Consider the following 12,731-nt stretch of genomic DNA (forward strand, 5'->3'; position numbering starts at 1 on the left):
GCGCCGCACATATGTGGCGCTGCCCGTGAGGCATCCAATCGTTGTCTCCGCATTCCCTCGCAGTTACAGATGTATGCAAGTTCTCAGATGGCTTCTATGGCCCTTACCCATTGACCACAATTCATTCACGGATTAAAGGGGATACCTTCACCATCGCAAGTGTTTCCGGAACACACAAAGTCAGACGAACAAGTGCATGCATTCTGCACGCGGGGGAGGCCACTGGCAGACAAATGAATATCCCCAGGACTCCCTTCCGTCCAACCCTTCTGAGAAGACGCTACCAAAAGAAAAACCGCCAACTGTGGGCCATCAAGTGAAAAGTTGAAAAGGGATAAAAACAAATTGCAGGGAAAGATCAGTCAAGATTGATGGGTCTCAAATAGGGCCACATCCAACTCATAAGTACGTTGACAGGATCCACATTTGAATTCTACCAAAGACTGTTCGATATGGACCATGCTGACCCGAACCTCGTGAGGATGACTCTGGACACATCCTTGAAGCAGAAATAGTTCATGATTAGCGGGTTCCGTACTTGCTTCTGTGCACACGGGGACCTGCGGAAGCGTTAAACGATGGCGCATCCGACAATTCGTACAGAGCACCCCGACAATCTGCGGGGGAGAAACAAGCTTAACATTCAGACAGAGCGGATGTACGGCGAAACATTGCTGAAGAAACGCTCCGCTTTTATGCACACTCATACGATTAAACCCATCAGTCGCCTTGTGTAAAAAATCCCATCACCATCGCGAGGATCTCTTGCTGACTTCTGTGAAATGAACCATGCCTAACCGGAAAGTCCACGCTGAAAAGGATCGGGGGGTTTGGGAATTTGGCAGAGGTCCCGCTCCCAATGACGCAAAATCCCTTCTTTGTCAAAGGTCAAAACATACATAAAACAGAAGACTTTTTCACGTGGGCCACCTTGAGGCCCACCCATCAGGCTTCCGGCCTGCTTACCCAAGGCTTTGACTCCGGACGGATCCAATTCACTTTCCGACATGGCAAACCTGTACGTCCAAGTGGTCTTGTCAGAAAGCAATGGATCTTTAACGATATGAGGTTTTCCCAGCTTCCCTTTGATATCCGATTGGGTTAAGACCCCCACGCCATCGTCGAAATAGCTATCACGCCAGTGAGAACAGGCTGTGAGTTCGAGACAGAGCATAAGGACTACCCATGGAATAAATCGGCTCACAACAAGACGATGAGGCATCGCACCACCGGATGAGTCAGTCATCCCCCTTGCCTTGTGAACCCACAAAACAGGCCGTCACTAATGCAAACACTTGTGCGACTAAGCCCGTCGCGATCATCCCTAACGCGGTCGGAAGCATGGGAGAGCCAGGATGTTCCAATCCATGAATACCCAGCATAAATCCTACCGCGACACACAGGATCCCAATGACTCTGGCAATCATGACCGAACGACGTTTCCCCGTCGAGGGGGAAACAAAAGAGGGCCTCTCTGAGGAAGACGGAATATTGACAGGTTCTCTTGGCATCCTTATTCCATCAGGATTTGGTCAGTTTTCTGTAACGTATTTGATGGGGACGTTCTGCGGCCTTCCCCAATCGCTTTTTCCGATTTGCTTCATATTCACTGTAATTACCTTCATACCAACTCACCTGGCTGTTCCCTTCAAAGGCTAATATATGGGTGGCTACGCGATCCAGAAACCATCGGTCATGACTGCTGATCACCGCACAACCTCCAAAATGATTCAATCCCTCCTCTAAAGCCCGCAGAGTATTGACATCCAGATCGTTCGTCGGCTCATCCAGCAATAACAGGTTCGCACCCTCTTTCAGCGTGCGGGCTAAATGCACCCGATTGCGTTCTCCACCTGATAAATCCTTCACCATTTTTTGTTGATCAGATCCTGAAAAATTAAACCGGGACACATACCCGCGCGAATTTACTTCCATCTTTCCTAATGTGACGGTTTCTTTTCCATCAGAAATACATTCCCAAACATTCAAATGACCATCAATCTCGCGATTCTGATCCACATAGCCCAGGACAACGGTCTCCCCCAAAGTTAGAGTCCCGGTATCCGGCTTGACCAACCCGGCAATAATTTTAAACAGGGTGGACTTTCCCGCCCCATTTGGCCCAACCACACCAACGATGCCGCCTTTGGGCAAAGAAAACGAGAGATTATCAAACAGCAGGGAATCCCCATAGCTCTTCGAGAGATTGGTGGCTTCCACCACGACATCACCAAGCCGCGGGCCAGAAGGAATATAAATCTCCAAATCGTCAGTCTGTTGACTCTGCTCCTCACTCACTAATTGTTCATATTTCGTTACACGGGCTTTCCCCTTAGCCTGGCGGCCTTTGGGAGACATACGAATCCATTCCAGTTCCCGTTCCAACGTTTTTTGGCGTTTCGACTCGGATTTTTCTTCCTGCGCCAGTCTCGCCTGCTTCTGCTCCAACCAGGAAGAATAATTGCCCTGGAATGGAATCCCTTGCCCCCGGTCCAACTCCAGGATCCACCCAGCCACATTGTCTAAAAAATACCGGTCATGGGTCACTGCAATCACGGTGCCCTTATATTCCTGAAGGTGTTGCTCCAACCACCCTACCGTTTCGGCATCTAGATGGTTTGTGGGCTCATCAAGCAGCAGGATGTCGGGTTCCTGGATCAGCAACCGGCACAAAGCCACCCTCCGACGTTCGCCTCCGGACAAGTGGTCAACTTTGGTATCCGGTGGAGGACAGCGAAGGGCATCCATGGCGATTTCCAACTGATGCTCCAACTCCCACCCATTGACCGCTTCGATTTGCTCTTGCAGCCTGCCCTGCCGTTCGAGCAACTTCTCCATCTCTTCGGGACTCACATCTCCGGAAAAAGCCTGACTGATCTCTTCGTAATCTCGAAGCAATTTGGCAACCTCCGCCCGCCCTTCTTCAACGACTTCTTTCACCGTTTTCCCAGGTTCCAAATAGGGCTCCTGTTCAAACAGTCCTATGGAATACCCCTTCGAGAAGGTAATGTTCCCGATATAGTTGGTATCCACGCCGGCAATAATTCTGAGAAGGGTACTCTTTCCCGACCCGTTCAATCCCAATACCCCGATTTTTGCCCCGTAAAAAAATGACAGGTAGATATCTTTCAAGACCTGCTTTTTCGGGGGATGGATGCGGCCCACACCCACCAAAGAAAATATAATTTGTCGATCATTCGTACTCATGCCGTTCGCTCCAATCAGTTTTCATACAATTCAAGATTTGTCAGGGTTGCAAGAAGACACATGCAGACGCCAACCTTACCAAAGGAATACGAAGATTCACAATGCAGGGCCGCAAACGGGCCCCTTTCCTTCAAAATGTGACTGGGATATGCTGCCCATATAGAAAAGGATCCATCATGGAAACACACCATTGAATTACAGGCGAGACAGAGTATGATAAAGAAAAGCCCGCACAACCCAGCTTTTTCGGATCGTGAAACACGCTCAAGTCTCTCGCTCAACATCTTGTCCTTCTAAATTCAAATCTACCACCTTGCCTAACAACATCAAATACTGTGCTCAATGTGGAAGCCTAGTTGAAGAAAAAATTCCTTCGGGTGAAACCCTCTTCAGAGCCGTATGTCCATCCTGCCATACCATTCACTATGAAAACCCCAAAATCGTGGCGGGCAGCATTCCCGAATGGGAAGACAAAATTCTCTTATGCCGGCGGGCTATCGAGCCTCGCTTAGGGCTCTGGACCTTTCCAGCTGGATTTATGGAATTAGGCGAGAGCACCGAAGAGGCGGCAACCCGGGAAACTCTGGAAGAAGCACACGCGGAAATCAGGATTCATAGCCTATTTGGGATATTTAGCCTTCCACATGTCTCTCAGGTCTATGTGGTCTACCGGGCCCATCTTCAAAATCTGAACTTTAAACCCGGCCCGGAAAGCCTGGAGGTCCAACTGATCTCCCTAGCCGACATCCCCTGGAAGGATCTGGCCTTCCCTGTCATCCATGAATCCTTAACTCGATACGTCATGGATATCCAAACCTCCACCTCTCAAACCCATTCTTCCGTCGTTCCCACCCAAAAACCTCCGTCCTTTTATTCATCCTAACCGTTGACCGACAATGAAGTGCTCAAGTCAAAATGAATAGTGCAAAACAAAAGGTGGGAATGATGTTGCCTTAGCTGAATGCCATTGAGGTGCACGGCTTTTCGTTCATGCCTGCTTTTGCATTCCTATTTCCAACAATCAATTCGACCACAGAGCGTGCCAAAGGGTTAGCATCAAAACAAATCTCCTGTTCCAGGAGGAAAATGGGGCAGTGGGGACCAGCGAAAATGTGACAGGGGGTCAATGCCTTGACTGTTCCAATGCTAATAGAGCGGTTTTGATGGGCAGTCCCCCGCCATAGCCGACCAGTTTTCCATTAGATCCGATCACCCGATGACACGGCACGATAATAGAGACGGGATTTTGGCCATTGGCGGCTCCCACGGCTCGTGAGGCCTTCGGGCTGCCGACCTGTTGAGCAATTTCCCCATACGACACCGTTCGGCCATAGGGAATACGTTGCAGGGCCTTCCAGACATGACGCTGAAAGGGGGTCCCTTGAAGATTCAATGTGAGCTGAAACCGTGTCCGGGAACCGTCAAAGTATTCCTCCAGTTGCTCAAGCACCGCGCGAAACGGCTGGCGCGAATGTGTCCATGACGGCTGGATGTCCAAAGGGTGGGCTCCATCTTGAAACTGCAGGGCCTGTAACCCATCTGGGTTTCCCACCAGGAGAAGGCGGCCAACCGGGCTGGGACTAATCCAGTAAAAAATCCCGGAATCCTTTGAGGCTTTTGGGGGCGCTGGTGGCTTCATCATTCTGATCCACGCGATTATGGCAGGTGAAATCGCCCAGGGTCTGGCCGAAATTGAAGATGGACAGGCTACGCAACATTTTCCTATGATCGAACCATGTCCATTCAGCAACATTTAAGTCATTGGTGTCAAACCAGAGGACTCTCTCTGGCCGACCTGAGTCACCAAACGGGCGTAGCCCTGACGCAATTACAGGATTTTCAAAAAGGAAACTGGGACCCGCCGTTGTCCACAATGGCGTTAATTGCCCAATCTTTGAATGTGCCTGAGTCCTGGCTCCATCATGATCCCCGGACTCTTCTGCGATTATGGAATGACTCTGACGAAGAGAATCCTGAACTGCCGGACACCTCTTCCCCCGATCCCCTCTTTCAACGCATTATCCAAACCAGCCGTGATTACCAAGACCTCTTCGTCTTGCTCACGAGCCTGCTGCACCACGGTGATCCCAAGTTAATTCGCGCGGCTCAGGTTAACCTCCAAAGCCTTTTCAAGCAGGTGCGCCCCACCACTGTTCCCTGGGGTTCGAGGCCTCCAGGGCACTTCGAACCTCCCAGCGATTAACCACCCGAACACCTCTTACCCAAAGCTTGAGTGGAACCAAAGAAAGAAATGGCTGTTATGAAAATGGTGCGGGGACGGGAGAAGAACTAACGTAACCGACCAAAGCCCTTTGCACAGTTTGGAGAAGCTCATCAACCGTAAAGGGTTTTTGCAGGGTGCAGATCGGCTGAAATATTTGGTGAGGGCCCTTCATCGTTCCACCAGATGCAGGAATATCTCCCGTCAACGTGATCATCGGAACACTGGAAGAAGATTGTTCAGAAACAGGGACAGGCAATACTTCGTCTTCTCGGTCTTCCATCGCCAGGACGTCCATAATAATCAAGGACGCTTGAAAATTTTCATGATTTTGGAGGCCTTCCTGACAGGACCCTGCGGTCATGACCGTATACCCGGCCGTTTCCAAAGAAAGAGAAACGGATTCCCTCACCTGAATATCATCATCAATCAGCAAAATTCGATTCATGAGTTACCCAAAATTTCTTCACAAACAAAAATGAGCGTGACATTGAAAAGGACGTAATCTCCTCCATCATACGAAACGAGCAATTTATGTTCCTTGCCACCTGTTTTGACCTATAAGAATTTTTCATTTTTAAAACAAATACTTACAAAAACCAACAGAAATAATTTAGTGCCGGACATGAAGGAGAAAACCTGCAATATGCAGGGATTTTCATTCACTGGTATCCCCATAATACCCCTAATTAACGAACCTCAAGACCACCGGACTGGTCCTGGAGCCACTCAAACCACTCACGAAAAATTCTTAAAATTTGTGTATATGGGCATCAAGTCTGCGACTGTTCCTCCATAGCCAGAATAGTTGAAAACCTAAGCCGGTAAGCATCGCGGCTAAGCCCACATATAATCCGGTCACTTGCCCATACAGAACGCCGGCCAATAAAAAGATGGAACTTCCTAACAGATACAAACACACGGCTTGAGTAATAACAGAAGTCATCTTACGATGAACGAACTGGCCTTGAAAAAAACTTTCCCATGGACTCAATGCGGGAAAAATGACCATGAGCCAGAGCGCTGTGGAAGCCAGCACGGTCAGCTCAGGAGTCAAAGCCGCGCCCCATTCAAACCAGAGAGCAGAGAGAGGAGTGGCAGCAATCATAAAAAGGATCCCGCTCGTACAGATGGAAACCATCGTCACAAATTTCTTCAATGGAACGAGAAAATGCGGTCGGTCATAGAGGGCGACCACCACCTCCTGCATCGCCAATCCTCCACTCCGAAACACAAACGAGAGCCCGCCTAGCACCGGCCAGACCGCCAGGGACTCTACAGCGTTTGGCATCCGACTGATGGCCGCACTGACAATCGGTAAATTCCCAAGAGAAATGAGTGGCGTAAATGCGAGAGGCCAATAAAAAACACGTAATTGATTCAGTGTGAGAGGCGATGGATGCACAGGACTCATTTTAAGATTGGTAAGAATCGGTCGCACGAAAAACAAAATAAAGCCAGCCTCGACCATTGCCCCGGAAGACATCGCAACCGTCGCCACGACAATCCCCGGCAAACTCTGCAGAACTAATCCGCAAAGTAAGACCGCACTGCTTACGAATAAACGGACCAGGGTTCCCAGCCCAATCAGGCGGGTCTGGCCTGCCCGAATCACCACTCCCTGTAAAAATCTTCTCACCGCAATCGAGAGCGTCCATGGCGTCATGCATTGAAGACCGATTCTGGCCGGTTCCACAATAATATCAGGAACACCTAACATCCCTTGTACGATCATCCCGTACACCGGCGTAAAGGCCACGACGATATGAACGACGGTAAGAAGACTTCCCAAAACGACAATAAAATTTCGAATAAGCCGGTAAGCCAGCCAATCCTTACATAAGGCGGTAGACGCAACCAGAATCATTATCACGGGTGCCTCGATCAACAATGAGAGAGGAAAAACCACTCCCCCATAGGCTGCCAAATGGACCTCAGGGTCGGCCAGGCGGGAAACTGTGGCAGTGACCAGTGGAAACTCCAAACCCATGAGCATCCAACTGGCGGCCAAGGGCCACCACATGCGGAAAATCGTGAGGAACGGAGAAGGAGAGGCAGGTAGGGCCTGCGTGTTAGCAGTCACGAAAGGACAAGCGGATCAAAAGGGACCCATATACACACTGTCCAAAATGGACAGGAAACCTGAGGGGAGGCAAAAGGTCAACAGGTTCATTGGCAAATGGATAGGGCTACATATTCGGGGAAAGTAAAGTACGGCGTCATTCACGAAAGGGAATCGCCCTTTCGTGATGAGCCTACCTTATCATGAACGCGAGGGGTTCCGCCAAAAGGTCAGAACTTGAGTTAGAAAGTAGTTTTAGGACCATTCGGGCCATTCGTGAAGGAGCCGGAGGTGTGTGGAGTCCCGTGGGCAGCAAATTCCTGGTCTTCAGATTTTCCCGCCATGGTCGAATCGGTTTCCACCGCAAAACGCCCCCCATGGCTTCCCTGCTGGCTGCCCTCTTCCGGGTTGGCTTCCTGGGGATCTCCCTGCTCAACACAAGACGGCTTCCATGCCGACACTTCGATTTCACACGCTTCTCCGGGATAGAAACGAAGTGAATCCCAATGTGTCACCCAACTCTTCACATATTTCCGCATACTGGTTCCTGGGATAATTTGGGCCGGATCATTTGCCGCATTTTCCCACATATGCCACCCATGCCCTTTCAGGTGAAGCGATCGAATCGTCTGATAGGATTCTTGAATAATATCGTTCGGTGGCTGTCCAAGAGGAATGCGTTGGGACTCCAATAAGCTCATGCCTTTCTCTGCTTTGTCGGCCAACATCCGTTCGGCCTCCGTATTCTTGGCTCGAAGTTTCTCCAAAAGTTTGACCTTGTCACCCTTTTTCTCTAGAACCTCTTCCCGAAAATCAGTGGTTAATGCCAGCACAGCACCCAATCCGGGCAGAGGAGGACCACCATCCAAATTCATAAGGCGTGCCACTTCAGCATAGGATTTCGCGCGCTGATTCACCGAATATCGGCCAATCAGTTCGGCTTCATCGATCAAGAGTATCCACCCGGCATATCCCGCAGCTTGCATCAGTCGAGCCGCAAAGTGAAAGCGCTGAAGCGCCAATTCTGCGGCCGATATTTTTCCAAACGCATACCGCTCTCCAAATCCGGCTTCTTGCAGGTACTTTTTTAAATCCCCTACCCCGATGGGGTCTCCCGTCCAAAATCGCGTCATCCGGTGGCCCAACTCCATATCAGAGCTTAATCGTTCATACAGCATCAACGTCGCGGCAAACCTGGGATCAATCTGACTTTCCGGATTATTCACCCATGTCACAAGATCCTTATAGCGGGGTGCCCAGACATCACATTGACCCGCAATTTCCGCAAACACTTCCCCTCGTTTGTCGGGGATCACCGCAGCTTCGATCGCAGAATAATACAAACGAACAGGGTGGTACAGAGGCGTCTCCTTACTGATCACAATCCGGCTGCAGATGAAATTGGCATCCAGCGCCAGGTTTTGGAGATACTCCAGGATATGGGATTTTCCACTGCCGAACGCGCCCTCGATCACCATCCCACGGGGGCACGGACCCGTCGTAATGTTTTGCTGTGTGGCTTCCAATAACCGCCGAAAGCGTCCTTCCGCCTCTGGCTGGAGGCATCCAAGCGTTGTCACCACATGCCGGTTCGGCACCCCCGCCCGAAGACCTTCAATGACACGACGGGCTTCTCCATCAGGCACCATTCTCCTCGGCGTGTTGGTGGAAATCGCATGCTCTCCCTCAGAAACCGGCTGATGATGATCTTGAATCCTGACCAAGGATGACAATGGATTCTGACGGTGCTTCGGACGAACGTCATCCCATACTCGCAATTTCAAAGCCTCATACCGATCCACGCCACGGCGGGAATCGGTCAGGAACTCCTGCGGAGCCAGGACTACCATCAGCAAGCCTTCCATCTCATCAGCCGAATCAATAAATTGACGAAGCAATTCATACAAATCTATGGTGGCTGATGGAGAAAATGACAGAGAGCCATCATTCGGCAGGACATCCTTTTTCATAAGATACCGAGAGATGTCAAGTGAGAGAATGAGGCCTCCCTGTCCGGTTAATCGAAGCCAGCGAGTTAAAGAAGACAGCATGTACCGTGCATTATGACGCGAGATTTTTTGGTAAATGAGCGCCTTTTTGACTCCACTCACAAGTCGAAGGTCTCCACATAACCACTCTTTCACCGCTGTGGCCAGGACACGATCGGAATCGCCGGCATCCAACTGAGCCATACACAGCCGGATCATCGCCATGCGAAATTCACGGCACAGGCCCGAATCGCCTTCAATGGCTTTTTCCATCCATGTTTGAATATCCCGGCGTAGCATGGGCTCCTTGCGTTCATTCACTATCGCAACCTGCCGCAACGAGAATTCTTGTCGGTCTGAAGGAATTTGATGTCCATGCTCTTCGAGCAACCTTTGGAGGAACCGATAGGCGAGTTCATCCCAATCTATTTGTTTGGCAATTTTCTGAAATAGTCGCTCGATCATGTGGGCTTTTGTGAATCGCGCATCGACTTTTGCCAGGACATATCCTTCACGTTTGGCCAGTCCCTCTAATTCCTGTTGGCAGACTTTCAATACGTCCTCACCCGGAAACACGGCAAACTTGACCGCTCCACCCCCTTCACGGACAAAACTCCCAAGATATTCATCGTGAAGAATGCCCAGCCATTCGCCGAGAGCCAGATTAAATCGTGGACTCTCCTCGGCGGGAGTATGGTTTCTGGACGAGGGTTTCGTATCCGGCTGACGGTGTTGCACAGATTCCGACTTGTCCCGACGTGAGTCAGTGAGCAAAGAAAGGGAGGAAGGAAGACCTTCTTCTGTTCTCACGGACTGTAAGCGATTTAAGGCCTCAATTAATTTACTCATCGTGCGGTTCCTTCCCCCATGTACATGCCAAAATTTTCAGACTTCTCCCACTCCACACTTGAATCAATGACCATGTCCACACTCTGACGGGCTCCCGTAACCGTGAACCTCTTACACAGGAAAATGCACACTCATTTGACAGGCACGTTTATATAATTGATTGGCTCGCGCTTCACATATGTCATCATCCTGTAGATGAAATAACGTCCGTCCGATTTCATGAAACGGCACGCCGAGATCCACGGCATCCAGCACGCGGAGATACATCGGCCATTCATCACGACATTTACGCCGTTCGAGATTTCGACCGACTTGATGCTTCTGCCATTCCAGAAGATCTGCCTTCACTTTTTCTATTTGGCCCGACAACGGCTTTTTTAGATCAAACACGGCCGCCATTCGCCATTCCGACAAACACAAGGTGACCTCCTCACCTCCCCCCAGCCAATCCGGTCCCTGTCCGAAATAGATCCGGCCGTAATTCGAATCAAATGACAACATCCAGGGTTTGGCAATGGATGGATTTGGAAGGCCATTGAGATGGTATTTTTCTAATGAATTCGGCATTCGAGCTTTAAATGCGGGATGATCCGGAGTAAATACTTTTTTGCGATACCGGGTGGGATATTGAGGATCTTTGGCACAGGACAGATCAAAATCGTAGGTTTGCAGGTAATGTTGTTCCCAATCCTTCCGGTAATCTGCACGCCGACGGAGAAATTCCCACCGCCAAAATGTATCGTTTAAACTCTGGGCGCAGGGATAGGTCTCCTCACGTTGCCAGTTGGGAACGGTCTCTACCACTCGTGGATAGCGGTGTAATTCCTTGGGCGGTCGTTTACTGCTCGACATGTCGCCGGACCTCCTGTTCGGGAGTATTCACTCGTCGATCGCCGGATATGAGTGTGGTGCCGGGTCCGAAGAAAGTCCAGGACAGCCAGTCCCGGCTTACCCGACATTCCAGCAGTCAACCTCAAACCCGCAAGCACTCAGGAATACTGATAACCCGGTCAAAAAAAAGAATGGTGTTGGTTCTTAACTACAAAACGCGAACAAAAGAGGCAGGTGTCGGGAGATGAGCTGAGAGATCTTTACTCATGATGAGGATAACAGGTTTTACGCCTTGACCAAGACACTCCATGGACCCATCCAAACCAGGAAAGCACCGTTACGCAACAAGCGAGAGCAACCATGGCCAAGACAAAACAGATTTTCCCAAACATGTCGAAGACCCCCAGGATAGCGGTTCTTCATTCCTGCCTCTACTCTCTGTATCGGCAGGGTTTTTACAGGTCTTTACTCGATGCCTAAAAAAACATACCCTTTCTTTAAAGAAAATAACTCCAAAATTTCTACAAAACAATATGCAGGACTTTCTTCCCCGAACATTTCATCTTTTTTTATTAAAAAAACAAGGGTTTATAGAAAATTTTCTATTGCGAAATGCCTCCGGCGGCGATTTCAGGTCCGCAACACTCATCAGAGTTCATATGTATGGTCCGGCCAAGGCTTTGAGCAGAACCGTATGCCATTGAAACGGACAGGAATGAAAAACTTATAAAGTACAGAGTCCAATTGCTTGGCCCACCATCGGATCATCTAATGGGATGGGATCAGAGAACCGGCCCCCCCCAATGGAGCCATTTCTCGTAAAGAACCAACCATGATGGCAAAGAGGGAGTCAGAACTTATAAGTGTCGTACGACAAGGACCAACAGATAGCACGGATTCCTCGGCAACTGTCGATTCAACAAAACAAAGAATTATGCCTGACTTTAAGAGATTGGGGGCCGGAGCAGGACCTTCTCCTCCGGCGCGAACCAGCGTCATCCTGTTCCATAAGCCCAAAGGGTATCTGGTGACTCGAAATGATGAGAGGGAGAGAAAGACAGTCTATCATCTCCTACCGCCTTTCTTAATGCAGGAAGGCTGGGTACCAATCGGCCGATTGGACAAAGACTCCCGAGGCCTTTTGCTCTTGACTCAAGATGGACAATTGGTTGACCGGCTCACCGCGCCGGGCGGATGCGAAAAAACCTATGAGGTTGAGATCCGGGGAAGAATTTCAGACGATGACTTATCCCGCGTGTTACAGGGAGTTCCCACTTCCATCGGAATATTAAAAGTGCACAGGGTTATAAAAAAAAGAGAAGTCGGACCTAAAACGCAGCTGGAGGTCGTCTTACAGGAAGGGAAAAACCGGCATCTCCGTCGAATCTTTCATGCCCTGAAAGATCCAAAATTTCACACGCCGCTCAAAGTTCTCGATCTCAAACGCGTACAAATCGGGCCTTTGACCCTGGATATCCCCGCAGGGACATGGAGATTTTCAACACCAGACGAGGAGATGCAATTGTTGGCTATTTCCAACATAGCAAGACATCGGGGTTGAACCCCTTGGTGA

At 49.8% G+C, this 12,731-nt stretch carries 12 protein-coding genes; 3 read left to right on the forward strand and 9 right to left on the reverse strand.

Annotated features, from left to right (window positions below; translation table 11 throughout):
* Nucleotides 1-362: 362 nt before the first annotated feature.
* The 4 genes from H6750_16785 to ettA all read right to left on the reverse strand — a co-directional run bounded on the left by H6750_16785 (nt 363) and on the right by ettA (nt 3,207).
* Nucleotides 363-707, reverse strand: a complete 345-nt coding sequence (locus H6750_16785) for a hypothetical protein (protein MCB9775964.1) — start codon at nt 705-707, stop codon at nt 363-365.
* Between the two features lie 86 nt (nt 708-793).
* Nucleotides 794-1,246: a hypothetical protein gene (locus tag H6750_16790; protein MCB9775965.1), complete on the reverse strand. Its 453-nt coding sequence runs from the start codon at nt 1,244-1,246 to the stop codon at nt 794-796.
* Nucleotides 1,239-1,511 carry a hypothetical protein gene (locus H6750_16795; GenBank protein ID MCB9775966.1) on the reverse strand — a complete coding sequence of 91 codons (273 nt, stop codon included), beginning with the start codon at nt 1,509-1,511 and terminating at the stop codon, nt 1,239-1,241. The genes H6750_16790 and H6750_16795 overlap by 8 nt, the downstream gene beginning before the upstream one ends.
* Nucleotides 1,512-1,521: 10 nt before the next feature.
* On the reverse strand, nt 1,522-3,207 hold the full coding sequence (ettA, locus tag H6750_16800; GenBank protein ID MCB9775967.1) for an energy-dependent translational throttle protein EttA: 1,686 nt from the start codon (nt 3,205-3,207) through the stop codon (nt 1,522-1,524).
* A gap of 325 nt (nt 3,208-3,532) precedes the next feature.
* On the opposite strand from ettA, the gene H6750_16805 reads away from it, so the two are divergent.
* The gene (locus tag H6750_16805; protein ID MCB9775968.1) at nt 3,533-4,090 is read left to right on the forward strand and encodes an NUDIX hydrolase; all 558 of its coding nucleotides are present in this window, start codon (nt 3,533-3,535) and stop codon (nt 4,088-4,090) included.
* Between the two features lie 240 nt (nt 4,091-4,330).
* On the opposite strand, the gene H6750_16810 is transcribed toward H6750_16805, so the two are convergent.
* Entirely contained in the window at nt 4,331-4,846 is a 516-nt protein-coding gene (locus tag H6750_16810) for a methylated-DNA--[protein]-cysteine S-methyltransferase (protein MCB9775969.1), read from the reverse strand.
* Between the two features lie 234 nt (nt 4,847-5,080).
* On the opposite strand from H6750_16810, the gene H6750_16815 reads away from it, so the two are divergent.
* Entirely contained in the window at nt 5,081-5,410 is a 330-nt protein-coding gene (locus tag H6750_16815; GenBank protein ID MCB9775970.1) for an XRE family transcriptional regulator, read from the forward strand.
* A 55-nt stretch (nt 5,411-5,465) separates the two neighbouring features.
* Here H6750_16815 and H6750_16820 read toward each other — a convergent pair whose 3' ends face one another.
* The 4 genes from H6750_16820 to H6750_16835 form a co-directional block, all read right to left on the reverse strand.
* On the reverse strand, nt 5,466-5,876 hold the full coding sequence (locus tag H6750_16820) for a hypothetical protein (protein ID MCB9775971.1): 411 nt from the start codon (nt 5,874-5,876) through the stop codon (nt 5,466-5,468).
* A 303-nt stretch (nt 5,877-6,179) separates the two neighbouring features.
* A complete protein-coding gene (locus H6750_16825; protein MCB9775972.1) occupies nt 6,180-7,511 on the reverse strand; it encodes a hypothetical protein in 1,332 nt (443 codons plus the stop codon).
* Nucleotides 7,512-7,732: 221 nt separating this feature from the next.
* Entirely contained in the window at nt 7,733-10,327 is a 2,595-nt protein-coding gene (locus tag H6750_16830) for a DUF2791 family P-loop domain-containing protein (protein ID MCB9775973.1), read from the reverse strand.
* A 111-nt stretch (nt 10,328-10,438) separates the two neighbouring features.
* Entirely contained in the window at nt 10,439-11,179 is a 741-nt protein-coding gene (locus tag H6750_16835; protein ID MCB9775974.1) for a hypothetical protein, read from the reverse strand.
* 913 nt (nt 11,180-12,092) lie between these two features.
* Between H6750_16835 and H6750_16840 the strand changes: the two genes are divergently transcribed.
* Nucleotides 12,093-12,719: an rRNA pseudouridine synthase gene (locus H6750_16840; protein MCB9775975.1), complete on the forward strand. Its 627-nt coding sequence runs from the start codon at nt 12,093-12,095 to the stop codon at nt 12,717-12,719.
* The last annotated feature ends 12 nt before the right edge of the window (nt 12,720-12,731 follow it).

The sequence above is a fragment of the Nitrospiraceae bacterium genome (assembly GCA_020632595.1).
Taxonomy (GTDB): Bacteria; Nitrospirota; Nitrospiria; order Nitrospirales; family UBA8639; genus Nitrospira_E.

Excerpts from the sequence above, each read along its gene's own strand:
- H6750_16790 (MCB9775965.1), bottom strand. The coding sequence starts at position 1,246 with ATGACTGACTCATCCGGTGGTGCGATGCCTCATCGTCTTGTTGTGAGC.
- H6750_16810 (MCB9775969.1), bottom strand. The coding sequence starts at position 4,846 with ATGAAGCCACCAGCGCCCCCAAAAGCCTCAAAGGATTCCGGGATTTTT.
- H6750_16820 (MCB9775971.1), bottom strand. The coding sequence starts at position 5,876 with ATGAATCGAATTTTGCTGATTGATGATGATATTCAGGTGAGGGAATCC.
- H6750_16815 (MCB9775970.1), top strand. The coding sequence starts at position 5,081 with ATGGCGTTAATTGCCCAATCTTTGAATGTGCCTGAGTCCTGGCTCCAT.
- ettA (MCB9775967.1), bottom strand. The coding sequence starts at position 3,207 with ATGAGTACGAATGATCGACAAATTATATTTTCTTTGGTGGGTGTGGGC.
- H6750_16840 (MCB9775975.1), top strand. The coding sequence starts at position 12,093 with ATGCCTGACTTTAAGAGATTGGGGGCCGGAGCAGGACCTTCTCCTCCG.
- H6750_16835 (MCB9775974.1), bottom strand. The coding sequence starts at position 11,179 with ATGTCGAGCAGTAAACGACCGCCCAAGGAATTACACCGCTATCCACGA.
- H6750_16830 (MCB9775973.1), bottom strand. The coding sequence starts at position 10,327 with ATGAGTAAATTAATTGAGGCCTTAAATCGCTTACAGTCCGTGAGAACA.
- H6750_16785 (MCB9775964.1), bottom strand. The coding sequence starts at position 707 with ATGAGTGTGCATAAAAGCGGAGCGTTTCTTCAGCAATGTTTCGCCGTA.
- H6750_16795 (MCB9775966.1), bottom strand. The coding sequence starts at position 1,511 with ATGCCAAGAGAACCTGTCAATATTCCGTCTTCCTCAGAGAGGCCCTCT.